Below are 23885 nucleotides of genomic sequence, written 5' to 3'. Positions count from 1 at the left end.
GCGTTACGAATCGGGGTCAAGACGCCCAGTCTTGACCCCGATTCGCGCCTTGCACTTCATCCCAAACAGGGCAAGCTCGCACTCACGCCTATTTATGAAATGAGTTCTAGTGTATGACAATATTTTCGCAGGTCCAACCATGTGCGACGAAGCATGACGGCAATGCATGCAAGGTCGCGACAAGCCATAAAAAAAGGGAAGCAAGCTTCCCTTTTTTATCAATGCAAAATCGACGATTACAGCGAGTAGTACATGTCGAATTCGATTGGGTGTGTCGTCATGCGATAGCGTTGCACTTCCTGGCCCTTCAGGTCCAGGTAGGCATCGATCATGCTGTCGGTGAAGACGCCGCCGCGTGTCAGGAACTCGCGATCCTTGTTCAGTGCGTCCAGCGCTTCTTCCAGCGATGCGCACACTGTCGGGATCAGCTTGTCTTCTTCCGGCGGCAGGTGGTACAGATCCTTCGAAGCTGCTTCGCCTGGATGGATCTTGTTTTGCACGCCGTCCAGACCCGCCATCAGCAGAGCCGAGAAGCACAGGTATGGGTTCGCCAGTGGATCCGGGAAACGTGTTTCGATGCGACGGCCCTTGGGATTCGCAACGTGTGGAATACGGATCGATGCGGAACGGTTGCGTGCCGAGTAAGCCAGCTTGACCGGTGCTTCGAAGCCCGGAACCAGACGCTTGTACGAATTGGTGCCTGGGTTGGTGATCGCGTTCAGCGCCTTGGCGTGCTTGATGATGCCGCCGATGTAGAACAGCGCGAATTCGGACAGACCGGCATAGCCGTCGCCTGCGAACAGGTTCTTGCCGTCTTTCCAGACCGATTGGTGAACGTGCATGCCGGAACCGTTGTCGCCGACCAGTGGCTTGGGCATGAAGGTCGCTGTCTTGCCGTAGGTGTGGGCAACGTTCCAGATCACGTACTTCAGTGTTTGTGTCCAGTCGGCGCGCTCGACCAGCGTCGAGAACTTGGTGCCCAGTTCGTTCTGACCTGCGCCGGCCACTTCGTGGTGGTGCACTTCAACAGGGATGCCCAGGGATTCGAGGATCAGGGACATTTCCGAACGCATGTCCTGGAAGCTGTCGACCGGTGGGACCGGGAAGTAGCCGCCCTTGACGACAGGACGGTGGCCGGTGTTGCCGCCTTCGAGCTTGGCGCCGGAGCTCCACGATGCTTCTTCGGATTCGATCTTGACGAAGGAACCGGACATGTCCGCGCCCCAGCGCACGCCGTCGAAAATGAAGAATTCTGGCTCAGGACCGAAATAGGCGGTGTCGCCCAGGCCCGAGGACTTCAGGTACGCTTCAGCGCGCTTGGCGATGGAACGTGGGTCACGATCGTAACCCTTGCCGTCGGATGGCTCGATCACGTCACATTGCATGAACAATGTGGTTTCTTCCATGAACGGGTCGATGTTGGCAGTATTCGGATCAGGGATCAGCAACATGTCCGAAGCTTCGATACCCTTCCAGCCAGCGATCGAGGAACCGTCGAATGCGTGACCCGATTCAAACTTGTCGATGTCGAAATGGGAAACTGGAACCGTTACGTGCTGCTCTTTACCCCGGGTGTCGGCAAAACGGAAATCAACAAACTTGACTTCATTGTCTTTCACCAACTTCAAAACCTCTGCGGCCGTCCTTGCCATGCGAATCTCCTAAAACGAGGAAGTAGTATAAATTTGTACAATTTGGGTGATGAGCCGACTACGTGCGACTTGATGTGTGCAGCAAAATACAACAGATAGTGCGCCAGAACTCAGGCGGGAATGATAGCAGATTCCATGCCATCAACTGCCTTGTGTTGATGCGTATGGCATATTTTAGGGAGTTATTGCCGGACAGGCGTTTCCGAGCAGTGCATTGGCGCGTAATCATCGACTCAAAATGGTGCAAATTACAATAAATGCACCAATAAACATCATTTTCACTTATACGCACCATTTAAGTGCATTTATCAGAATCGATATTTGTACTTTTTACTTTCATTCATAATTGACAGGAAGCAATATGACCTCCAGCAACGACATTCTTTCTTCCGCGCAACAGCGCGCCCAAACCGGTCAATTTCCCTACGCCGGCGCAGTCACGCCGCAAGAAGCATTTGCATTGCTGCAAGGCAATGCAACCATCAGGCTGGTCGATGTCCGCACCAAAGCTGAACGCGACTGGGTCGGCCAGGTGACGGTGCCGGCCGAACAACATCTGGCGGTGCAATGGAACCTGTATCCGGAAGGGACGCCGAATCCGCAATTCCTTGAACAACTTGCTGCCGTTGCGGGCAAGGATACCGTCCTGCTGTTCCTGTGCCGCTCGGGCGTGCGCTCGCGGCATGCGGCGAAACTCGCCACCGAAAACGGCTACACGCAGTGCTACGACATTCTGGAAGGATTTGAAGGCAACAAGGATAGCGCGGGCCATCGCAAGACGATTGAAGGCTGGTGCAAGGCTGGACTACCCTGGGCAGGCGCCTGAGAGCGGTTAGGTCAATGCTGCGCAACGATGAAACAGGCTCAGATCGTCTGCAGTTGCTGCTTCAGCATATCGATTTCGGCAGGCAGGTCCGACGCCGGCGCCGCGTTGCGGATGACAATGGCTTCGATGCGTTCGAGCGTCCCGACGATAGTTGCGGCGCCCATGGTCAGTGCGGCGCCTTTCATGCGATGCGCCATGCGACCGATGCCGCGCATGTCGGCTTGTGCGAGCAACACCTGCATGGCGGCAAAATCCTCCAGCGACGTCGATCTGAACAAGGCCTGCAAATCGGCGGCCGACATTTCCTCCACGGTCGTCGCAGGCGATGCGGCGACATCAACGTCGCACCAAAGCGACAATATCTTCTTCAGTTCGTCAACCGGCAGAGGTTTGCCCAATACGCCGTCCATCCCGCTGTCCAGGCACATTTGCATATGGGCCGCGTCGGTTTCGGCGGAAATCGCGACGATGGGCGTGTGTGCGCTCTCCTCTTCCCGCTCCCGCTTGCGCACCTGCATCGCAACGTCGTAGCCGCTCATGTCCGGCATCTGGCAATCGAGCAGAACCAGATCGAACTCGACCTTTGCCATCGCGGCCAACCCGGACATGCCGTCTTGTGCCGTGGTCACGTTACAGCCCAGTTTCTTCAGTTGCTTTTCAATCACGACGCGGCTGGTGGCCGAATCATCGACGACGAGAATCAATGGCTCCGGTGCTGACAAAGTAGTAGTCATGATGCGCCTTATAAATCCTGAAGTTGATGCTGAATCTTGAACAGTTCGTTATCGTTGCGCACGCCAAGCTTGCGAAACGCGGCCTGCTTCTGGCCGCTGATGGTCTTCACGCTGCGCGCAAATTTTTCGGCGATCTGCGTCACGCTCATGCCTTCCAGGCAGCAGCGCAGCACTTCTCTTTCGCGCGGAGACAATTCGGTATTGTCGGTCAGGGAATCGCCCGTGCCGGAGGCGTCGTCGTCTTGCACATTACTGGACAGCATGGAAGAGATTTCCGCCGCCATCAGCGGGTTGAGATGCACCCTGCCGACCGACACCGAGCGCACTGCGGCGATCAGCTCCGACAGCTCCTGCTCCTTGCCGACGAAACCGCGCGCGCCCGCCCTCATGGCCAAAGCGACCGTAGCGGGGTTGTAGTGGGAAGATGAGACGAGGATTTTACTGTCGGGGAAACGCACCTTCAAGGCACGGATCAGATTGAGCCCGTCGATGTCGTTGATGCTCAGCGAATAATCGATCAGCAGTATGTCGGCAGGAGACGCACGCAATGCCGCCATCATGTCTTTGCTGGTGGCGTAGGTGCCGACGATCTGAAAGTCCGACTCTTCTTTCAACCGCGCCGCCAGTCCGTGTCTGACAACGGCATGATCGTCCAGCAATGCGATTCGAATCGCTTTTGTTCCTGCCCATGTCATCGTGACACCCTTTCGCGAGCCTTCCGAGTCTTCATTACGCAGCAAAACCGACGGACATCGATATCGATTCTTTTGTTTGGCCTAGATGCGATCACGATAAAATTCGAGCCAACGGCCAAACGAATCATGATCAAGTGTATCAAGAATAGTAAAAATACAATAGTAAGTTCACTCATCTACGAGGCTATTGTTAAACAAATACGCGGCGCCGACGCTATTCAAAAAATCTTCCTGCTTCATCGCCTTGGCAATCCCCCCTTGCCCATGCATGCATCCCATCGCAGCCAGCACTTCCATCTGCCGCGCGTTCTCAATCCCTTCCGCCACGACCTTGAGGCCGAGCCGCCTGGCGATGTTGATGATCGATTCGACAATGACACGGCACTGGGCCTGGCGCAGAAACTGGCGGACGAAGTGGCCGCCGATGCGAATCTCGGTAAAAGGCATCTGCGACAGCAGCTTCATTGTCGAGATGCCCGACCCGAAATCGTCGATCGACAAACCCAATCCGCGCAAGCGCAAGCGATTGAGCGAAGCAGCCAGCTTCAGGGCTTGCTGCGGCGGCTCCTCCTCTGAAATGCCGATGGTGATGAGCGCGGGTGGGACGTCATGTTGCTGAAGGCGCTCATGGAGGTAATCCGCGATTTCCGGCGTCTCCAGCGTGACGGCGGAGGCCTTCACGCAAACGGGAATACTGCAGCCGATTTTTCCCAGCTTTTGCTGGGTCTTCAGGACGTGGTTGACGGTACGATAAAACAACATCAGCCCGAGGCCTTGTTTCTCGATCAGATCGGCAAACTGGGCCGGCGACAAGCCGCTGAATTTGGGATGGCGCCAACGCACCAGCGCATCGGCGCCGACGACCATTTTGGTCTTCAGTGAAATATGCGGCTGATACCACACCTCGAACTCGCTGGTGTCGCATATCGCCCGCAAAATATCGTCGTCGCCGATTCCTTCTTCGGAAGAAACGCGCGTCGACGCGGGCATCCTCTTCTGTGCAACATCAGTTGTCTTCAACGACGCCAGCACCGCGTCGAGGGCGGCCGCCAGCATCGGCGAGGTCAGCGGCTTGGCAATCGCATCGACAAAAGGAAAACCTGCCGAACTCGCCATCTGCAAATGCGATTCCAGCACGTCTCCGTCGTGTGCGCTCATCCAGATCAGCATGGGAAGATGCGCGCCATGCGACGCCGGCAACGCGACTTGCGCCAGCACGAATTGAGAGCCATCCATATTGGGCATGCCGATGTCGCAAAATATCAAGTCGACCCGGCGCTCTTTCAACAGGGCGATGGCTTCAACGCCGTCGCCTGCACATCGGATATCGATTGCCCCCAGTTCTTTGAGTTTCTCGGCGATGAAGGTGCGTTGAAGTGGTTCGTCTTCGACGATTAAAACGGATAGTTCCTCAATAATTCTCATAGTCGCTCCAACTTGGTGGCGCTTGCCGCAGCGCATCGGGTAGCTTGGTACAGGGCGCCATTGTGGACATCGAATTAAAGAGCGTATATGAGAATTTTCTTAATTTTTAACCTTGTTTTTTCGAAGAAAAAAGACGAGATTTCAAATCTGTCTTACAGACGAAAACATCGCCAATCCGATTAAATATTTTTGCTAAATTTAAATAATTTTTTCTTGATTATATTTTCAAAAATATTAGTGAAAATAATTGAATTACATTCAAATTAAGTCGATGTTTTTAGAGAAAATACGTCACAAAAATCAATGTGTTTTTTTTCAAAAAAACACCAATCCCGGTGATAATCTGTGCGAGTTGAATCCATCGTGACTGACAGCTTTTTGTCAGGATTATTTCTATCCTTACACTTTATTACAGCGACAGGAAACGAGGATGTCCATACTGAAGGCATCGCCCCGCCCCCCCTTTTTTTGCGCAGAGAAATCATGCAGACCTCGTTCCGACACGGCTTGACCGGATTGCTGACATTGTGCCTGTGCAGCGTCGCATCCGCGCAGGCGCTGACCTCTCAGGAGAAGGCGCTGCATGTACTCAACCGGCTGGCATACGGTCCTCGCCCCGGCGATGTCGCTGCCGTCGAAAAGATCGGCATAAAGCGCTACATCGACGAGCAGCTCGATCCGGAACACATCGCGTTGCCTGCCGACCTGCAGGCCAGACTCAACGGCTTGCCGACCTATAACCTGAGCGCACCGCAACTGTATATCCAGTACGGCCCGCCGTCCTCCCCCCCCAACACCGCTTCACCGGAGGAAAAAAATGCCGCGCGCCAGCGCGCCGCCAAAGAGATCACGCCGGCCAGCCATCTGGCCCGCCTGTGGATGGCGACGGAAAGTCCGCGTCAGTTGCAGGAGGTCATGACCGAGTTCTGGTTCAATCATTTCAATATCTTCGAAGGCAAGGAATGGGTGCGCTACTGGAATGCGGACTACGAAAAGAACGTGATTCGTCCCAACGCACTCGGCAACTTCCGCCAGTTGCTGGGCGCCGTCGCACATCATCCCGCCATGCTGTACTACCTCGACAACTGGCTCAGCAGCGGCGCCAATACGCCGCAAGCCAAAGGCCGCTTCAAGGGCCTCAACGAGAACTACGCGCGCGAGCTGATGGAGCTGCATACGCTGGGCGTCAACGGCGGCTATAGCCAGGCCGACGTCATTTCTCTGGCGCGCATCCTCAGCGGCTGGACCATCGATGTGCGTGAAATGAAAGAAGGCGCCGACGACGCCTCCTTCATCTTCCGTCCGGGACGTCACGATACGGGCGACAAGCAATTCCTCGGCAGGACCATTCCGCGCGGCGGCCAGCAGGAAGGCGAAGTTGCCCTAGACATGCTGGCGCGCCATCCCGCCACGGCGCGTTTCATCTCGACCAAGCTGGTGCAATACTTCGTCTCCGATCAAGCCGATCCGGAATTGGTCAATCAGATGTCGCAGCGCTTTCTCGCCACCAACGGCGACATCAAGTCGGTGCTGCGCGTCTTGTTCGACAGTCCGCAATTCTGGGCGCGCAAGAATTACCAGAGCCAGTTCAAGACGCCATACCAATACGTCATCTCGTCCCTGCGTGCAACCGCAACGCCGGTGGTCAACGGCAAGCCCGTCAGCGGCGTTTTAAACCAATTCGGGATGCCTTTGTACGGCTGGCTGACGCCGGAGGGCTACAAATACTCCGAAGAAGCCTGGCTCAATCCCGATGCGCTATTGCGCCGGATCAATTTCGTCAACGGCCTGAGCAACGGCAAATCGCCGATTGCGCGGCCCGAGGGGACGCAACCGTCGCCCGATGCGGCGTCCGTCGATCCCGTGCAACTGATGCAAACGCTGTCGCCGATGCTGAGCCAAGAGAACGTGACGACGATTGTCGCGTCGCCAACGAACCTGCAGGTTGGCCTGATCCTGGGCAGCCCTGCCTTCATGAAACGTTAGGAACATCATGAACCGTCGTGAATTCATTCGTTACATGGGCATGGCCGGCGGCAGCGCCATCGTCATCCCCATCGGCCTGTCGGGCTGCGCCGTGGCGCCGGTCGGCAAGCCCTCTTCTGCCGCGTCTTCCACCAGCAGCGCCCCGCTCGCCTATGGCACACCCAAGCAACGCCCGCATGCCAACGGCGACGGCACGCCGCGCATGGTGGTCGTCTTCCTGCGCGGCGCCGTCGACGGCCTCAATGTCGTCGTGCCGCATGGCGACCGCGAGTACTATCAGGCGCGCCCCGGCATCGCCGTGGCGCGTCCGGGGCAGAACAACGGTGCGATCGATCTGACCGGCTACTTCGGCCTGCATCCGTCTCTGCGCCCTTTGATGCCCTATTGGGAAAGCGGGCAGCTGGCTTTCGTCCATGCATCGGGTTCGCCGGACGGTTCGCGCTCTCACTTCGAAGCGCAGGACTATATGGAGACCGGCACGCCCGGCCAGCACAACACGCGCGACGGCTGGATGAATCGGCTGCAAGGCCAGCTGCCGCGGTCCGAATCGCCGGTGCAAGCGTTGACGCTGGGAGAATCGACGCCGCGCATCCTCAGCGGCCGGCAAGTCGTCGCCAACATGCCGACCGGCCGCGATGCGGCCCGTCAAACTTTGATCGATCAACCCAAAGTCAATCAAGCCTATGGCGCCATGTACGTCGGCAACGACGCCCTCGGCAAGGCTTACCGCGACGGCCTCGCCGCACGCAAGGAGCTGATGGCGGAAATGAGCAGCGACGAGCAACGCATGGCCAACAACGGTGCGCCCTTGCCGAATGGCCTGTCCATCGACACCGCCCGCCTGGGTCGCTTGATGCGCGGCGATCCGAAGATCCGTCTTGGTTTTCTCGCGGTGGGCGGCTGGGATACGCACGCCAATCAAGGCAACGGCGCCGGCCAGCTTGCCGGCCGCCTGGCTCCGCTGGCGACCGGTCTGGCGACGCTGGCGCAGGAACTCGGTCCGGCGTTCAATGACACGGTGATCGTCGTGGTGTCGGAGTTCGGCCGCACCTTCCGCGAAAACGGCAACGGCGGCACCGACCACGGTCACGGCAACGTGATGTGGCTGCTCGGCGGCAACGTGCGCGGACATACGATTTACGGCCAGTGGCCGGGGCTGAACAAGGCGGAACTCAATGAAGGACGCGATCTGGCGATCACCACCGACTTTCGCGCGGTGATGTCGACGCTGTCGGAGAAGCACATGCGCATTCCCGACAGCGCCATGCAGCAGATTTTTCCGCAGTACGCGACGGGCATGCAGCACGTGTCGAATATTCTGGTGTGATTGCCGGCGCAGATTGCCACATTGCAGGCATGAAAAAAGGAGCGATCTACGCTCCTTTTTCACGTCTGCAGCAAGCACCGCCGGAACTTACCCGGCTTCTTCGATCCAGGCGGCCTGAATCGCTTCCAGAATCTTTTCGCCGGAACGATTGGCGTCGTCATCAAAACCATCCAGCTCCATCACCCAGCGATGCAAATCGGTGAAGCGTATGGTCTTGGGATCGGTGTCCGGAAACTTGTCGTTGAGTTCTTCAGCAATATGCTGAATATCGGTCCATTTCATGGCTGCCTCCTTCATGTTGATCAGTCGCCCACGCAGCCGCAAGTCGAATCAATGATTCTCGCTGGCGTGATTGATCGTGTACTTCGGAATCTCGACGACCAGATCGTCGTCGCCCAGCACCACCTGGCACGACAGGCGCGAATTCGCTTCCAGGCCCCAGGCCATGTCGAGCAAATCTTCTTCCTTGTCGGTCGGGTCATCCAGCGTGTCGAATCCTTCGCGGATCACCACGTGGCAAGTGGTACAGGCGCACGACTTCTCGCAGGCGTGTTCGATGTCGACATCGCTGTCGAGCATGGCGTCGCACAGGGTCTTGCCGACCGGCGCGTCAATCACGGCGCCGTCGGGGCAAAAAGTGGGGTGTGGGAGTATGACGATTTGTGGCACGGTATTCACCTCTATCTTTACGAAACTTCATCCAATTTCTTGCCGGCCAGCGCGGCGTGAACGCTGCGGTCCATGCGGCGCGCAGCGAATTCTTCGGTGCCCTGCGCCAGCGCTTCGACCGCCGCCTTGATCGCCAGATGATCGTCGCCTTGCGCCTTCTCGCGCACGACTTCGATCAATGCAGCGACGTCGATGCGCTCTTGTTCATTCAGCAAGGCACTGTCGACATTCAGCGCCGACTCCGTCGCGAGAATGATGCGCTCGGCTTCAACCTGTTCTTCGCGCAAGGCGCGGCGCTTCATGTCTTCGTCGGCCGACTGGAAGGATTCCTGCAGCATACGTGCGACGTCGTCATCGGCCAGGCCGTAGGAAGGCTTGACCGTGATCGCCGCTTCCACGCCCGACGTCATTTCACGCGCCGACACCGACAGCAAACCATCGGCATCAACCTGATACGTCACGCGGATACGCGCAGCGCCTGCCGCCATCGGCGGAATGCCGCGCAGTTCGAAACGCGCCAGCGAACGGCAGTCGGCGACCAGCTCGCGCTCGCCCTGCACCACCTGGATCGCCATCGCGGTCTGGCCATCCTTGAACGTCGTGAACTCTTGCGCACGCGCGCACGGAATGGTGGAATTGCGCGGAATGACTTTCTCCGCCAGGCCGCCCATGGTCTCGATGCCGAGCGACAAGGGAATCACATCCAGCAGCAGCCAGTCGTCGCCGGCAGCACGGTTGCCGGCCAGCAGATTGGCCTGTACGGCGGCGCCCAGCGCCACGACCTTGTCCGGATCGATATTGGCCAACGGTGTCGTCTGGAAGAATTCACCGACCGCCTTGCGCACGTGCGGCATGCGCGTTGCGCCGCCGACCAGCACCACGCCGTCGACGTCATCCACGGAAAGGTTCGCATCGCGCAGCGCCTTGCGGCACGGCGTGATGGTCTTGCCGACCAGATGCTGGGTCAGCGCGGTGAACTCTTCCGCCGTGATCGACAGGTGCACTTCTTCGCCCGAATTCAGGACCGCATCGATTTGCGTGTAAGCCTTGGACGACAGCAACTCTTTCACTTCGCGCGCCTTCACCAGCAGGATGCGCGTGTCTTCGTCCGACAAGGGCGCCAGTTGCGACTGTTCGCAAATCCAGCAGAACAAACGCTGGTCGAAATCGTCGCCTCCCAGTGCGGAATCGCCGCCGGTCGACAAGACTTCAAACACGCCCTTGGTCAGCTTGAGGATGGAAATATCGAAGGTGCCGCCGCCCAGATCGTAGACGGCGAACGTGCCTTCCGATCCATTGTCCAGACCGTAGGCAATCGCGGCAGCCGTAGGCTCGTTGAGCAAGCGCAAAACATTGAGACCGGCCAGTTGCGCCGCATCCTTGGTCGCCTGGCGCTGCGCATCGTCGAAATACGCCGGCACGGTGATCACGGCGCCGACCAGGTCGTCGCCCAGCGCGTCTTCCGCAGTCTGGCGCAAGGTTGCCAGAATCTGCGCCGAAATCTCGACCGGGCTTTTCACACCCGCCACTGTCTTCAGTTGCACCATGCCCGGCGCATCCTGGAAATCGTAGGGAAGATTCTCGACGTAGGCGATGTCTTTCAGGCCGCGACCCATGAAGCGCTTGACCGAGACGATGGTGTTCTTCGGATCGGTGGTCTGCGCAGCTTGTGCCTTGTAGCCGATGTTGGCGTGGCCGTTGGGCAGGTAACGCACCACCGACGGCAACAGGCTGTGGCCCTCTTCGTCGTTGAGGACCTCAGGGATGCTGTTGCGCACGGTCGCGACCAGCGAATTGGTGGTGCCGAGATCGATGCCTACCGCCAGCCGATGCTGATGCGGCGCGGTGGACATGCCCGGTTCGGAGATTTGGAGAAGAGCCATAGTCGATTTATTCCGGCAAGGCGATGCGGATACCCAGTCCCACAAACGCACAGCCGGCAAGCCTGTTCAAATAGAGAGCGGCACGCGCCTGACGCTTGAAGTACGCGCCGACGATGCCGGAGAAAAACGCAATCGCGCTGAAAATCGCCAGCGCCTGAAGAATGAACACCACCGCCAGCAACAGCATCTGCCAGGCCACGTGGCCGGCATGCACGTTGACGAATTGCGGCAGGAAAGCGATGAAAAACAGCGTCACCTTGGGATTGAGGATATTGGCGATCACGCTTTGCCAATAAATGCGCGACAGGCTGACCGGCGTCATGGTCGCTTCCAGCGACATCGATGCGGCAGAGCGCAAGGTGCGGATGCCGAGATACACCAGATACGCCGCGCCCGCATATTGCAAGAAGTGATAAGCAGCCGGATAAGCCTTGATGATGGCGGCAAAACCGAGCACCGCCAGCAAGGTGTGGAAGAACAATCCCGATGAAAAGCCGAGTGCTGCAACCAACCCCGCCTTCTTGCCCTGCGCGATGCCGCGCGTGAGCACGTAGATGTTGTCCGGCCCCGGAGCGAGGGTCAGCATCATGGCAGCGATCAGAAACAGGAACACGTCAGGCATGGCGCATCAACCTTCGATCAGGGCGAAAGCATTGCCGATCTCTTCGCCGAATTTTTCAAGGAACATCAACTGGCGCACCAGTTGGGCGGCACCGGCGAAATCGTTGGCGTCGAGCAGCGTTTCGATGCGGATGACGGAGTCCTTCTTTGCGCCACGCAAGGCGCCGTCGAGTTGTTCCAGTGCATCGACATTCTTGTCTGCACGCGCGTCGTCGAGCTCTTCACGCCATTCCATTTGCTGCATCAGGAATGCCGGAGGCATGGAGGTGTTGGATTCGGTTTGCAGATCGACGCCGTTGAGCTCGCACAGATAGGTGGCGCGCTTGAGAGGATTTTTGAGCGTCTGGTAGGCTTCGTTGGCGCGCGTGGCCCATTGCATGGCGACGCGCTTCTCGGCGCCGGTCGCATTGGCGAATTTGTCCGGATGCGCCTGATTCTGCACGCCATGGAACGCCTTTTCCAACGCGGTCAGATCGACGGCAAAGCGTTGCGGCAATTGGAAAAGTGCGAAGTGATTTTGCATACGTTGTGCAAAGCTTGTTCAGGTGAACAAAAAAATAAAAAGCCTGTTCGGACTTCAACAGGCTTGGCAGAACTACTCTTCAGAGGCTATCGCTGAAACGATACAAACGCGATTCTGGCTAAGCACTAGATCCGGATCGACCGGGTCGCCACAACATCGGCGATTCGGTGACCGCAACAATCATCACATCAGATACGGAAGCTTTCGCCGCAACCGCACTCATCCTTCATGTTCGGGTTCTGGAACTTGAAACCTTCGTTCAAACCTTCACGGGCGAAGTCGAGTTCGGTGCCGTCGATGTAAGGCAAGCTCTTGGGATCCACATAGACGCGAATGCCGCGCGATTCGAACACCTGATCTTCCGGTGTTTCTTCGTCCACATATTCCAGCTTGTAAGCCAGGCCGGAGCAGCCGGTCGTGCGCACGCCGAGACGCAGGCCGAGGCCTTTGCCGCGACGTTCCATGTAGCGGCTGATGTGCTTTGCAGCTTTTTCAGTCAGTGTGATTGCCATGATGCTTGCCCTTCGCTTGCTTCTGGAATTAGGCCGCAGCCTTTTGCTCGACGCTGCCGTGCTTGGCCTTGTAGTCTTGCACCGCGGCCTTGATGGCGTCTTCCGCCAGGATCGAGCAGTGAATCTTCACCGGCGGCAACGCCAGTTCTTCGGCGATCTGGGTGTTCTTGATCGACAAGGCTTGATCCAATGTCTTGCCCTTGACCCATTCGGTCACCAGCGACGACGAAGCAATCGCCGAACCGCAACCGTAAGTCTTGAACTTGGCGTCCTGGATCACGCCGTCGGCGCCGACCTTGATCTGCAACTTCATGACGTCGCCGCAAGCGGGCGCGCCGACCATACCTGTGCCTACGGTCTCGTCGCCCTTTTCGAAGGCGCCGACGTTACGTGGGTTTTCGTAGTGATCGAGTACTTTTTCCGAGTAAGACATTTTGATGCTCCTTGATGAGGTCGCCCCTGCGTTCTATAGGGGGGCGGTTTTCATTTTCGCGATATTTATTTAGTGTGCAGCCCATTGGATCGTGCTGATGTCGATCCCGTCCTTGTACATATCCCACAGCGGCGACAGTTCGCGCAGCTTGCCGACCTTGCTCTTGATCAGATCGATCGTGAAGTCGATGTCTTCTTCGGTCGTGAAACGGCCGATGGTGAAACGAATCGAGCTGTGCGCCAGTTCGTCGCTGCGGCCCAGCGCGCGCAGCACGTACGACGGCTCCAGGCTGGCCGAGGTGCAAGCCGAACCGGACGACACCGCGATGTCCTTGATCGCCATGATCAGGGATTCGCCTTCGACGTAATTGAAGCTGACGTTCAGGTTGTGCGGCACACGGTGCTCCATGTCGCCGTTGATGTAGGTTTCTTCGATCTCTTGCAAACCCTTGGCCAGGCGATCGCGCATGGCGCGGATGTGGGCCAGTTCGGTGTCCATTTCTTCGCGGGCGATGCGGAAGGCTTCGCCCATGCCGACGATCTGGTGCGTCGCCAGCGTGCCCGAACGCAGGCCGCGCTCGTGACCGCCACCGTGAATCTGTGCTTCGATGCGCACGCGCGGCTTGCGGCGGACGTACAGCGCGCCGATGCCCTTGGGACCGTAAGTCTTGTGGGCCGAGAAGCTCATCAGGTCGACTTTCCAGTTTTCCAGGTCGATCTTGACCTTGCCGGTTGCCTGGGCAGCGTCGCAATGGAAAATGATGCCCTTGGAACGGCAGAATTCGCCGATTTCAGGCACGGGCTGGATCACGCCAATTTCGTTGTTGACCAGCATGACCGAGATCAGGATGGTGTCGGGACGCACGGCTGCGGCGATTTGCTCGACGGTCACCAGACCATTGTCCTGCGGTTGCAGGTAAGTCGCTTCGAAGCCCTGGCGCTCCAGTTCGCGGAAAGTATCCAGCACGGCCTTGTGCTCGGTCTTGACCGTGATGATGTGCTTGCCCTTGGTCTTGTAGAACTGTGCCGCACCCTTGATGGCCAGGTTGTTGCTTTCGGTCGCGCCGGAAGTCCAGATGATTTCGCGCGAATCCGCGTTGACCAGTTTGGCGACTTCTTCGCGTGCATCTTCCACGGCCTTCTCCGCCGTCCAGCCGTACATGTGGCTGCGCGACGCAGGATTGCCGAACTGCTCGCGCAGGTAGGGAATCATCTTGTCGGCCACGCGCGGGTCGACCGGCGTGGTTGCCGAGTAATCCAGGTAAATTGGAAAATGCGGCGCCTTGATGGTGTCCAACAGGCTTTTTTCCAGAGGTGCATTCATTTGTTCTAGCTCCAATCAAACCGCTGCGTGAGGGCGGTGCATGACAACCACGCTTTGTTCAGTACCGAGTGTTCTGTGTTCCGGATGCTTCTGTTCTTTCTGGTGCTGCTGGTCGACCAGGTCTTGCAGGGAGACCGAGTCGAGATATTCGACCATCTTTTCATTGAGCGTCGACCACAGGTCGTGCGTCATGCAGCGCGTGCCGCCGGGGTGGGTGACGCTATGGCAATTTTCCTTGCCGCCGCATTGCGTTGCATCCAGGGGTTCATCGACGGCGATGATGATGTCGGCCACCGACACATCGCCCGCCTTGCGCGCCAGGTTGTAACCGCCGCCGGGTCCGCGCACGGACTCGACGATCTGGTGGCGCCGCAATTTGCCGAACAACTGCTCCAGATATGATAAAGAAATTTCCTGCCTCTCGCTGATGGCGGACAACGTGACGGGGCCATTGCCCTGGCGCAACGCCAGATCAATCATTGCTGTCACGGCAAAACGACCTTTAGTAGTTAATCGCATGAAATCTCGACTCCAGAACAGTTTTCAGAACCACTCCCTGAATTCCCGAATATTTACGTCAAGTATATCAAAGTTGAGTAATCTTGTCAGGTACTGAAAAAATCCTCTCGCCTGATGCTTCCGAGACCTCGAAACGCCTTCGGCTTACCGGACAAAAGCCCATGCAGCTCTCCGTAAAGAGCTTACGAAAAACAGTCATCCTCTGGTAAGATGTCGCATATCTTTTTGCGGGCTGACGACGTTCATCCGGATGCGCCCCCATGCAATCCCAGGCCACTTTCACACATATCGACCTATAAAAATGGAAGTCAACGAGACCCCCAGCCCGCTGATGCGCCCGCGCAAGAAGACCCAGAGCCTGTCTCAGGAAGTGGTCGGCGCCATTTCCGAAATGATCTCCAACGGCTCCATCAAGCCGGGCGAGAAGTTGCCGACCGAGTCTGAAATCATGCTCACTCAGGGCGTCAGCCGCACCGTGGTGCGCGAAGCGATTTCGCGCCTGCAGGCGGCCGGGATGGTGGAAACGCGGCACGGCATCGGCACTTTCGTGCTGGAGGCGCAAAAGACCGGCAACATCAACATCGATCCGGCCACCATCACCACGATGAAGGATCTGCTGGCGTTGCTGGAACTGCGCATCAGCCTGGAAACCGAAACCGCCGGCCTGGCCGCGGCGCGCCGCACCGACGCGCAACTGCTGGAAATCCGCCAGGCGCTGGATGCCTTCCATGACAATCAGAAAAAGGGCAACGACACCGTCGGCCCCGACTTCCGCTTCCACTTCCAGATTGCCAACGCCACCGGCAACCGCTATTTCATCGAAATCCTGAGCCACCTCGGCGCCGGCGTGATTCCGCGCAAACGCCTGAACACGGCGGAGCTGGCGCGCGACCCGCAGGCCAGCTACCTGGACCGCGTGCAGCGCGAACATGAAGACATCTACGAAGCCATCGCCCGCCGCGATACCGAAGCGGCGCGCGCGGCCATGCGCAACCACCTGACCAACAGCCGCGAACGCCTGCGCCGGGCGCAGGAAGCGGCCGAATCGGCAGCCGGCGCGCAGCAGAAGGCTTCGGACACCTCCGCGCCTTAAAAAAACCGACAAAGCAACAACGCAGCCGCAGCACATCGACAACGAAAAACAAGCACAAAACCGGTCGGCTGCGAAAAACTGCTGGCTTTCTCTCAATTCATGTTGTACGATGACTGATATCTTAAGACACTTAAGAACAAATTCCATCCAGAAGCGCTGAATACGCCCGGAATACGTCCGAATAAATCCGAGGCAGAGTTTGGCATCAAGCGCGACGGCATTTTTAACTTCATCACCTGGTACCTACCGACATGTACACACCACAAGACCTGAAACAGATTCTTTCCGCCGGCCTGCTCTCTTTCCCGCTGACCGACTTCGACGAGCAAGGCGACTTCCGCCCCAAGACTTACATCGAACGTCTGGAATGGCTGGCTCCCTATGGCGCCAGCGCACTGTTTGCCGCCGGCGGCACAGGTGAGTTCTTCTCGCTGGTGCCGGGCGAATATTCGGACATCATTCGCACCGCCGTGGAAACCTGCAAAGGCAAGGTGCCCATCATCGCCGGCGCCGGCGGCCCTACCCGCGCTGCCATCGCCTATGCACAAGAAGCCGAACGCCTCGGCGCGCACGGCATCCTGCTGATGCCGCATTACCTGACCGAAGCCAGCCAGGACGGCATCGCCGAACACGTTGAAGCCGTCTGCAAGTCGGTCAAGTTCGGCGTCATCATTTACAACCGCGGCGTCTGCAAGCTCAACGCCGACATGCTGGAACGCCTGGCCGAGCGCTGCCCCAACCTGATCGGTTTCAAGGACGGCGTCGGCGAGATCGAATCCATGGTCACGATCCGTCGCCGCCTGGGCGATCGCTTCACCTACCTCGGCGGCCTGCCGACGGCGGAAGTCTACGCCGCCGCCTACAAGGCGCTGGGCGTGCCGGTGTACTCGTCGGCGGTGTTCAACTTCATCCCGAAGACAGCGATGGATTTCTACCACGCCATCGCCAGGGAAGACCACGCCACCGTCGGCAAGCTGATCGACGAATTTTTCCTGCCCTACCTGGCCATCCGCAATCGCAAGGCCGGTTATGCCGTGAGCATCGTCAAGGCCGGCGCCAAGGTCGTCGGCCACGATGCAGGTCCGGTGCGCACGCCGCTGACCGCCTGCACCGAAGCCGAGCACGAAGAACTGGCCGCGCTGATCAAGCGCCTGGGACCACAGTAATTGCAACCTCAATTGCAACCTCAATTGCAACATCACACAATAAATAACTAAGCCCTCGACTGACCGCCGGATTCTTCCCGCGGTCAGTTTTGGCTTCCACATCCAGGAGAAATCGATGACCCAATTCGCGAACTACATCAACGGTGAATGGCTGCAAGGCGCCGGCATCAACAAGAACGTCAATCCATCCGACCTGTCCGACATCATCGGCGAATACGCACAAGCCGACGCCGCGCAAGCCGACATCGCCATCGCCGCAGCGCACGCCGCCTTCCCGGCATGGAGCGTCGGCAACATCCAGGCGCGTTCCGACGCACTGGACAAGATCGGTTCCGAAATCCTGGCGCGCAAGGAAGAACTCGGCCGCCTGCTGTCGCGCGAAGAAGGCAAGACACTGGCCGAAGGTATCGGCGAAGCCGGCCGCGCCGGCAACATCTTCAAATTCTTCGCTGCCGAAGTGCTGCGCATCCAGGGCCAGAAGCTGGCCTCCGTGCGTCCCGGCATGGACATCGAAATCACGCGCGAACCGGTCGGCGTGGTCGGCATCATCGCGCCGTGGAATTTCCCGATGGCGATCCCGGCGTGGAAGATCGCACCGGCGCTGGCCTACGGCAACACCGTCGTCTTCAAACCGGCTGAACTGGTGCCGGGCAGCGCCTGGGCGATTGCCGACATCATCAGCCGCTCAGGCATCCCGGCCGGCGTGTTCAACCTGGTCATGGGCCGCGGTTCGGTGGTCGGCCAGCGCTTCATCGACGACCGTCGCGTCAGCGCCCTGACCTTCACCGGTTCGGTTTCGACCGGTGGCCGCGTAGCGCAAGGCTGCGTCGCCCGCATGGCGAAGTTCCAGCTCGAAATGGGCGGCAAGAATCCGCTGGTCGTGCTCAACGATGCCGACCTGAACGTCGCCGTCACGGCAGCCGTGCAAGGCGCGTTCTTCTCGACCGGCCAACGCTGCACCGCCTCGAGCCGCATCATCGTCGAAAAAGACATCTACCCGCGCTTCATCGAAGCGGCGCGCAACCAGCTGGCCGGCCTGAAGATCGGTCACGCGCTGACGGCGGACACCAACATCGGTCCGGTGGTCGATCAGTCGCAACTCGACCAGAACCTGTCGTACGTGGAAATCGGCAAACAGGAAGGCGCCAATCTCGTCTTCGGCGGCGAGCGCGTCAAGCGCGACACCGACGGCTTCTACATGACGCCGGCGCTGTTCGCCGACTGCAACAACGACATGCGCATCTCGCGTGAAGAAATTTTCGGACCGGTCGCTTCCGTGATCCCTGCCGACAATTACGAGCACGCGCTGCAACTGGCCAACGACACCGAGTTCGGCCTGTCGTCGGGCATCTGCACCACCTCGCTGAAGTACGCCACCCACTTCAAGCGCAATGCGCAAGCCGGCATGGTGATGGTCAACACGGCGACTGCCGGCGTCGATTACCACGTACCGTTCGGCGGCCGCAAGGCATCGAGCTTCGGCCCGCGCGAGCAAGGCGCCTATGCTGCCGAGTTCTACACCACCGTGAAAACTGCATACACCTCCGCATAATCTTGCAGGTGACGAGACGATGTAAAGAACCCTGACCTCATCAGGTATCCACAGCCGCCGGCAACGGCGGTTTCAACGCCGGCGCATCAGCTCCGGCGTTTTTTTTGCGCAAATTGGTCTTGATTTGCAACCTACCAAACATAAGGTGTTTGAATGCCTATCCAGAGTGTCAATGGCTAGAAAAACATCAGAGATATCCCTATAGACTCTCGGCAATTTGCCCGCTACTCTTGCTCTTATTCATTGCGCGGCAGCCACATCGTTTTGACCTCGCTGCCCCGTGGATTCCGCCATGTATTACGAATCGCGCTTGCCCTGTTCCCCACAGACCCGGAAGCAAACCGCGTGCTGATTAAACCCCGCCACAGAGGAGCAGCAAATGAAAATCTCCAACCTCAAAATAGGAGTCCGTCTCGGCTCTGCGTTCGCCCTGGTCGTTGCCTTGCTGATCGGTACAGCAATCGTCGGCATCCAGCACCTTGACGCCAACAATGAAAAAATGGATCGCATCGTCGGCGAGCGTTACTCGCTGATCGCCATCAGCAACCAGATCAAGAACAACGGCAACAAAGGCAACGCCATCGTCAGCAACCTGCTGCTGACAAGCTCGCCTGAGCGCGCCAAGAAATACATGGACGACTATGCCGCGCTACGCAAAGCCAATGCAGAGGCTTACGCCAAATTCGAAAAGATGCTGCAGAACGAACAGAGCAAATCGCTGTTCAAGCAACAGTTCGAATCGCGTTCAGCCTATGGCGTCACCGTGCGTAAATTCTTCGAGCTGATTGCAGATAACAAACAACAGGAAGCACGCGATCTTTACCAGGGCGACATGGCCCGCACGCAAGCCGCCTATTACGTACTGGTCGACAAGATGGTCGACTACCAGGCGCAAGAAATGGAAAACGACGTCGCCAATGCGGCCCAACAGGCGCGCAATGCCAAGATCCAGATGGCGATCCTGTCGGCTTGCGCGGTGCTGTTGTCGATCGTGACCGGTATCTTCATCACGCGCACCATCACACGGCCGATCAATCGTGCCGTCGATCTTGCCGAAGCCGTGGCCCAAGGCAACCTGACGCACCATCTGGAAATCGACAGCAAGGATGAAATCGGCCGCTTGCTGGTGGCCCTCAAAGTCATGATCGAAAATCTGCACGGCATCGTCAGCAAAGTGCGTAAAGGCACGGACACCATCGCCGAGGCTTCACGCGAAGTCGCCAGCGGCAACATGGACCTGTCCAGCCGCACCGAACAACAAGCCAGCTCGCTGGAAGAAACCGCCTCGGCGATGGAACAGCTGACCTCGGCGGTCAGGCAGAACGCCGACAATGCACGCCAGGCCAACCAGCTGGCGTCCAACGCATCGGCCGTCGCGATCAAAGGCGGCGATGCCGTCGGACAGGTCGTCGACACCATGAGCGCCATCAATAATTCGTCGCGCAAGATCGTCGACATCATCGGCGTGATCGACGGCATCGCCTTCCAGACCAACATTCTCGCCCTCAACGCCGCCGTCGAAGCGGCGCGCGCCGGCGAACACGGCCGCGGCTTCGCCGTCGTCGCCAGCGAAGTGCGCAACCTCGCGCAACGCAGCGCCGTCGCCGCGAAGGAAATCAAGACCCTGATCGGCCACTCCGTCAATCAGGTCGACAACGGCAGCAAAATGGTCGAACAAGCCGGACAAACCATCCAGGACGTGGTCAACAGCATCCGGCACGTCACCGACATCGTTGCGGAAATCAGTTCTTCCAGCCAGGAACAGAGTGCCGGCATCGAACAGATCAACCAGGCCATTACGCTGATGGATCAGGTCACGCAGGAAAACGCCGCACTGGTCGAACAGAGCGCCGCGGCAGCACAAGCCCTGCAAGACCAGACCGGTCAGCTGACCGATATGGTCAGCATTTTCACCCTCGACAGCGACCTGCTGCCGGCGACGACGACTACCCGCGGCGGCTCGCCTCGCCGCTCCATCGATATCACAGCGAAACCCTCCCGGCTGGGCGCAAACAAGACGCCTGAACTCGCGTTCAGCGCGTCAACGTAAGGAGACGCGAGCCGGTTTTCCGGGACCGGCTCGAACAGAAGAAACAAACGGAGCGCTTTGCATTGACTTAGGTCGCTGAGTTTGCAGTCGCGGCCGCAGCGCCCCGGGCCGTCTTGCCGCCTGTTGGAAGACGCCGCGCGCCGGTCTCGCCCTCACGCTGTATGTGGCGAGACCGGCACGGGGCGGTCGGAATGAGGCAGCGGACTTCTACAACCGCATTTCTCTTCTCCCTAGACCATGTCAAACAACTATCCTGAACACCTTGCGCTGCCGCGCTTGTCCTTCATTCCCTCCGAGGAGCCTGCCGCCGTCGATGCCACCGCGCTGTCGTCCTGGTACATTGCGCAGTTCATCCAGGCGCACCGCAACCTCGGCCACCGCATCGCGCGCCTCGACCCGCTCACGTCATCCGCTCAGCAAGCCGCGCCGATGCCGGCCGAACTCACGCCGGAATTCTATGGACTCGATCCGGCCATGGCGCGTCCGCCCGGCAGCACGTTCTTTCCCTCCGCCACGACGGTGCAGCAACTCGACCGCCAGTTGAAAGCCATCTATTGCGGCGCCATCGCGCTGGACTGCAGCGGCATACGCGACGAATCACGCCGCGCCTGGCTGTTTTCCCGCATGGAAGCCGTTTCGTCGACCGCGCCTGCGGCAGCGCAGCGCCAGGCGATATTTCACCGGCTGCTCACGGCGGAAGTATGGGAACGCCACCTCGCCGCCACCGCGTCGCATGCCAAGCGCTTTTCGCTGGAAGGTTGCGAAAGCCTGCTGCCGTTGATGGACATACTGATCGAGAACGCCGCACGCCACGGCGTACGGCAAATGTTCCTCGGACTGCCTCATCGCGGCAGGTTGAACATGCTGGTCAATCTGATGGACTTCCCCGTGCAGCATATCCTGGCTTGCCTCAATCATGACTCCCACGAAGCCATCAGCCAGAACGACCTGCCCTTCCATCTTGGCGGCAGCGCCCTGAAGCAGACCGGACATGGCGAGGTCGCGGTATTCCTGGCGCACAATCCCTCGCACCTGCAAAGCGTCTATCCGGTCGTCAGCGGCATGGCGCGCGCCTTCCAGGACGACAATCCCGACACGGGATGCGTGCCGGTCATGGTGCATGGCGACGCTGCGTTCGCCGGCCAGGGCATTGTCATGGAAACCCTGAACCTGACGCGCGCCGAAGGCTATACGCTGGGCGGCACCATCCATATCATCGTCAACAACCAGATCGCCTTCACCACGTCCAACGCCATGGACGTGGCCGGCAATCTCTACTGCACCGATATCGGCCGCCTCGTCGATGCACCGGTGATCCGTGTCAACGCAGATCACCCTGACGACCTCGTCCGCGCTGCCGCGATCGCTTTCGAATACCGCATGAAATATGGCGCCGACGTCATCATCGACCTGATCGGCTATCGCCGCCTCGGGCATTCCGAGCATGACATCCCGGCCCTTACCCATCCGCGCCTGCAGGCGGCGATCACGCGCCATCCGCCGGTTACAACGCTTTACCATGCGCGCCTTGCCGGCGATGCTGCAAACGCGACCGCGGCAAGCGACATCGACAACCTGCGCGCCGACATATTGCGAACGGTGCTGACGCGTTCAACGGAAAGCAAGCCTGCCATGCAGATGCCGCCGGCGACCGACAATAACGCCTCCGGGTTGCGTTTCCAAGCGCCGTCGATCGAGCGCCTGCAAGCGCTGGCGGCAATCATCACCACCCCGCCCGAGGACTTCACGGTGCATGCGGTCATCCGGAAACTGATTCAGAAATGGCAAGCCGGCGCCGCCGACGCGCAACACCCGGTCGACTGGTGCTTCGCTGAAAACCTCGCTTGCGCATCGCTGCTCGGCGATGGCGTCGACATCCGCGTGTCCGGCCTCGACGTCGGCCACGGCACCTTCATGCATCGCCATGCACGCTGGTTTGCACAGGATGACATCGACGCGCATGCCGGCGGGGTATTCATTCCGCTCGACCATATCGGCGCCGATCAGGGCCGCTTCGACATCGTCAATTCGCCGCTGACCGAAGAAGCCGTGCTCGGCTTCGAATACGGCTACAGCGTTCAGGCGCAACGCCGGCTGACGATCTGGGAAGCGCAGTTCGGCGACTTCGTCAATGGCGCCCAGGTCATCGTCGACCAGTACATTGCGCCGGGCGAACACAAATGGGGATATCGCTCCGGCCTGACCATGCTGCTGCCGCACGGCCAGGAAGGCGCCGGCCCGGAACACTCGACCGCTTACCTCGGGCGCTTCCTGCAACTCTGCGCGGACCGCAACATGCGCATCGCGTTCCCCTCCACTTCGGCGCAGTGGTTCCATCTGCTGCGTCAGCAAGCCGTGGCGACGGATCGCAAACCTTTGGTCGTCATGTCGCCGAAGTCGCAGCTCTATGGCAACCCGCGGTCTCATTCATCGCTGCAGGAAATGGCCGAAGGCGAATTCAAGCCGCTGCTGACCGACCGCAACGTTGCCGATCCGACCGCGGTAGATCGCGTCATTCTGTGCAGCGGCAAGTTCTTTTATGACATCGAGGCGGCCCGCAATGAAGCGAACGACGTCGCCACTGCCATCATCCGCGTTGAACAGTTATATCCGTTCCCCGAGGATGCGCTGAGCGAGGCGCTGGCAGCCTTCCCTCATTTATCCGAAGTGGTCTGGGCGCAGGAAGAAGACAAGAACCAGGGCGCGTGGCGCTTCGTGCGCGATGCCCTTGAAGAAAGTTTGCCGCCGGGGATCGCCTTGCGCAACGTATGCCGTATCGCTACGGCTGCGGGTGCGCACTCGTCGCTGAGACGCCATCAGCACGAGCAACGCCGGCTGGTGGCCGACGCTTTGGCAAGGAAGCAGAAGCTGTAGAAGGAAGGACGTGGCGACAGGC

At 58.9% G+C, this 23885-nt stretch carries 21 protein-coding genes; 8 read left to right on the top strand and 13 right to left on the bottom strand.

Going from position 1 to position 23885, the window contains the following annotated elements; all coding sequences use genetic code 11:
• Positions 1-236: 236 nt before the first annotated feature.
• A complete protein-coding gene (glnA, locus tag PMI16_RS12740) occupies positions 237-1652 on the bottom strand; it encodes a type I glutamate--ammonia ligase (protein ID WP_007880082.1) in 1416 nt (471 codons plus the stop codon).
• Positions 1653-2013: 361 nt separating this feature from the next.
• Between glnA and PMI16_RS12735 the strand changes: the two genes are divergently transcribed.
• The gene (locus tag PMI16_RS12735; protein WP_007880081.1) at positions 2014-2478 is read left to right on the top strand and encodes a rhodanese-like domain-containing protein; all 465 of its coding nucleotides are present in this window, start codon (positions 2014-2016) and stop codon (positions 2476-2478) included.
• A 38-nt stretch (positions 2479-2516) separates the two neighbouring features.
• Here PMI16_RS12735 and PMI16_RS12730 read toward each other — a convergent pair whose 3' ends face one another.
• The 3 genes from PMI16_RS12730 to PMI16_RS12720 all read right to left on the bottom strand — a co-directional run bounded on the left by PMI16_RS12730 (position 2517) and on the right by PMI16_RS12720 (position 5368).
• On the bottom strand, positions 2517-3212 hold the full coding sequence (locus PMI16_RS12730; protein WP_007880080.1) for a response regulator: 696 nt from the start codon (positions 3210-3212) through the stop codon (positions 2517-2519).
• 8 nt (positions 3213-3220) lie between these two features.
• Entirely contained in the window at positions 3221-3907 is a 687-nt protein-coding gene (locus tag PMI16_RS12725) for a response regulator transcription factor (RefSeq protein WP_007880078.1), read from the bottom strand.
• 168 nt (positions 3908-4075) lie between these two features.
• A complete protein-coding gene (locus PMI16_RS12720) occupies positions 4076-5368 on the bottom strand; it encodes an EAL domain-containing response regulator (RefSeq protein ID WP_237719855.1) in 1293 nt (430 codons plus the stop codon).
• Positions 5369-5815: 447 nt separating this feature from the next.
• Here PMI16_RS12720 and PMI16_RS12715 point away from each other — a divergent pair, with 447 nt between their 5' ends.
• Together PMI16_RS12715 and PMI16_RS12710 are read left to right on the top strand one after the other, a co-directional pair.
• Entirely contained in the window at positions 5816-7318 is a 1503-nt protein-coding gene (locus tag PMI16_RS12715; RefSeq protein ID WP_007880071.1) for a DUF1800 domain-containing protein, read from the top strand.
• 7 nt (positions 7319-7325) lie between these two features.
• On the top strand, positions 7326-8645 hold the full coding sequence (locus tag PMI16_RS12710; protein WP_007880069.1) for a DUF1501 domain-containing protein: 1320 nt from the start codon (positions 7326-7328) through the stop codon (positions 8643-8645).
• A gap of 87 nt (positions 8646-8732) precedes the next feature.
• Here PMI16_RS12710 and iscX read toward each other — a convergent pair whose 3' ends face one another.
• From iscX to iscR, 9 genes are all read right to left on the bottom strand, one after another.
• Positions 8733-8927: a Fe-S cluster assembly protein IscX gene (iscX, locus tag PMI16_RS12705; protein ID WP_007880068.1), complete on the bottom strand. Its 195-nt coding sequence runs from the start codon at positions 8925-8927 to the stop codon at positions 8733-8735.
• 48 nt (positions 8928-8975) lie between these two features.
• Positions 8976-9314 carry an ISC system 2Fe-2S type ferredoxin gene (fdx, locus tag PMI16_RS12700; protein ID WP_007880067.1) on the bottom strand — a complete coding sequence of 113 codons (339 nt, stop codon included), beginning with the start codon at positions 9312-9314 and terminating at the stop codon, positions 8976-8978.
• A gap of 17 nt (positions 9315-9331) precedes the next feature.
• Positions 9332-11197: a Fe-S protein assembly chaperone HscA gene (gene hscA, locus PMI16_RS12695; protein ID WP_034380231.1), complete on the bottom strand. Its 1866-nt coding sequence runs from the start codon at positions 11195-11197 to the stop codon at positions 9332-9334.
• A 7-nt stretch (positions 11198-11204) separates the two neighbouring features.
• Complete coding sequence (locus PMI16_RS12690; protein WP_007880065.1) at positions 11205-11819, bottom strand: LysE family translocator; 615 nt, start codon at positions 11817-11819, stop codon at positions 11205-11207.
• Positions 11820-11825: 6 nt separating this feature from the next.
• Entirely contained in the window at positions 11826-12341 is a 516-nt protein-coding gene (hscB, locus tag PMI16_RS12685; RefSeq protein ID WP_007880064.1) for a Fe-S protein assembly co-chaperone HscB, read from the bottom strand.
• Between the two features lie 188 nt (positions 12342-12529).
• Positions 12530-12853 (bottom strand): iron-sulfur cluster assembly protein IscA, encoded by a 324-nt coding sequence (gene iscA, locus PMI16_RS12680; RefSeq protein WP_007880060.1) that lies wholly within the window; start codon positions 12851-12853, stop codon positions 12530-12532.
• Positions 12854-12881: 28 nt separating this feature from the next.
• A complete protein-coding gene (gene iscU, locus PMI16_RS12675; protein WP_007880057.1) occupies positions 12882-13286 on the bottom strand; it encodes a Fe-S cluster assembly scaffold IscU in 405 nt (134 codons plus the stop codon).
• A gap of 69 nt (positions 13287-13355) precedes the next feature.
• Positions 13356-14609: an IscS subfamily cysteine desulfurase gene (locus PMI16_RS12670; RefSeq protein WP_007880055.1), complete on the bottom strand. Its 1254-nt coding sequence runs from the start codon at positions 14607-14609 to the stop codon at positions 13356-13358.
• Positions 14610-14624: 15 nt separating this feature from the next.
• Positions 14625-15128, bottom strand: a complete 504-nt coding sequence (gene iscR / locus PMI16_RS12665) for a Fe-S cluster assembly transcriptional regulator IscR (protein WP_007880054.1) — start codon at positions 15126-15128, stop codon at positions 14625-14627.
• A gap of 301 nt (positions 15129-15429) precedes the next feature.
• Here iscR and PMI16_RS12660 point away from each other — a divergent pair, with 301 nt between their 5' ends.
• From PMI16_RS12660 to PMI16_RS12640, 5 genes are all read left to right on the top strand, one after another.
• Entirely contained in the window at positions 15430-16221 is a 792-nt protein-coding gene (locus tag PMI16_RS12660; RefSeq protein ID WP_007880053.1) for a FadR/GntR family transcriptional regulator, read from the top strand.
• Between the two features lie 251 nt (positions 16222-16472).
• Positions 16473-17387, top strand: a complete 915-nt coding sequence (gene kdgD / locus PMI16_RS12655; RefSeq protein ID WP_007880052.1) for a 5-dehydro-4-deoxyglucarate dehydratase — start codon at positions 16473-16475, stop codon at positions 17385-17387.
• A gap of 115 nt (positions 17388-17502) precedes the next feature.
• Positions 17503-18939, top strand: a complete 1437-nt coding sequence (locus tag PMI16_RS12650; RefSeq protein WP_007880051.1) for an aldehyde dehydrogenase family protein — start codon at positions 17503-17505, stop codon at positions 18937-18939.
• A gap of 379 nt (positions 18940-19318) precedes the next feature.
• Positions 19319-20989, top strand: coding sequence for a methyl-accepting chemotaxis protein (locus tag PMI16_RS12645; RefSeq protein ID WP_007880050.1), 1671 nt, complete (start codon positions 19319-19321; stop codon positions 20987-20989).
• Between the two features lie 237 nt (positions 20990-21226).
• The gene (locus PMI16_RS12640; protein ID WP_007880049.1) at positions 21227-23863 is read left to right on the top strand and encodes a 2-oxoglutarate dehydrogenase E1 component; all 2637 of its coding nucleotides are present in this window, start codon (positions 21227-21229) and stop codon (positions 23861-23863) included.
• The last annotated feature ends 22 nt before the right edge of the window (positions 23864-23885 follow it).

It is taken from the genome of Herbaspirillum sp. CF444 (assembly GCF_000282135.1).
Lineage (GTDB): Bacteria > Pseudomonadota > Gammaproteobacteria > Burkholderiales > Burkholderiaceae_D > Herbaspirillum.
The sequence above is the reverse complement of the archived record's forward strand: the minus strand, read 5'-3'. Positions and strand labels throughout refer to the sequence as shown.

Coding starts and splice junctions, on each gene's coding strand:
- iscX (WP_007880068.1), bottom strand. CDS start 8,927: ATGAAATGGACCGATATTCAGCATATTGCTGAAGAACTCAACGACAAG.
- glnA (WP_007880082.1), bottom strand. CDS start 1,652: ATGGCAAGGACGGCCGCAGAGGTTTTGAAGTTGGTGAAAGACAATGAA.
- PMI16_RS12640 (WP_007880049.1), top strand. CDS start 21,227: ATGTCAAACAACTATCCTGAACACCTTGCGCTGCCGCGCTTGTCCTTC.
- PMI16_RS12650 (WP_007880051.1), top strand. CDS start 17,503: ATGACCCAATTCGCGAACTACATCAACGGTGAATGGCTGCAAGGCGCC.
- PMI16_RS12735 (WP_007880081.1), top strand. CDS start 2,014: ATGACCTCCAGCAACGACATTCTTTCTTCCGCGCAACAGCGCGCCCAA.
- PMI16_RS12730 (WP_007880080.1), bottom strand. CDS start 3,212: ATGACTACTACTTTGTCAGCACCGGAGCCATTGATTCTCGTCGTCGAT.
- PMI16_RS12670 (WP_007880055.1), bottom strand. CDS start 14,609: ATGAATGCACCTCTGGAAAAAAGCCTGTTGGACACCATCAAGGCGCCG.
- PMI16_RS12660 (WP_007880053.1), top strand. CDS start 15,430: ATGGAAGTCAACGAGACCCCCAGCCCGCTGATGCGCCCGCGCAAGAAG.
- PMI16_RS12725 (WP_007880078.1), bottom strand. CDS start 3,907: ATGACATGGGCAGGAACAAAAGCGATTCGAATCGCATTGCTGGACGAT.
- iscR (WP_007880054.1), bottom strand. CDS start 15,128: ATGCGATTAACTACTAAAGGTCGTTTTGCCGTGACAGCAATGATTGAT.
- iscU (WP_007880057.1), bottom strand. CDS start 13,286: ATGTCTTACTCGGAAAAAGTACTCGATCACTACGAAAACCCACGTAAC.
- iscA (WP_007880060.1), bottom strand. CDS start 12,853: ATGGCAATCACACTGACTGAAAAAGCTGCAAAGCACATCAGCCGCTAC.
- hscB (WP_007880064.1), bottom strand. CDS start 12,341: ATGCAAAATCACTTCGCACTTTTCCAATTGCCGCAACGCTTTGCCGTC.
- PMI16_RS12720 (WP_237719855.1), bottom strand. CDS start 5,368: ATGCGCTGCGGCAAGCGCCACCAAGTTGGAGCGACTATGAGAATTATT.
- PMI16_RS12690 (WP_007880065.1), bottom strand. CDS start 11,819: ATGCCTGACGTGTTCCTGTTTCTGATCGCTGCCATGATGCTGACCCTC.
- hscA (WP_034380231.1), bottom strand. CDS start 11,197: ATGGCTCTTCTCCAAATCTCCGAACCGGGCATGTCCACCGCGCCGCAT.
- PMI16_RS12710 (WP_007880069.1), top strand. CDS start 7,326: ATGAACCGTCGTGAATTCATTCGTTACATGGGCATGGCCGGCGGCAGC.
- PMI16_RS12645 (WP_007880050.1), top strand. CDS start 19,319: ATGAAAATCTCCAACCTCAAAATAGGAGTCCGTCTCGGCTCTGCGTTC.
- PMI16_RS12715 (WP_007880071.1), top strand. CDS start 5,816: ATGCAGACCTCGTTCCGACACGGCTTGACCGGATTGCTGACATTGTGC.
- kdgD (WP_007880052.1), top strand. CDS start 16,473: ATGTACACACCACAAGACCTGAAACAGATTCTTTCCGCCGGCCTGCTC.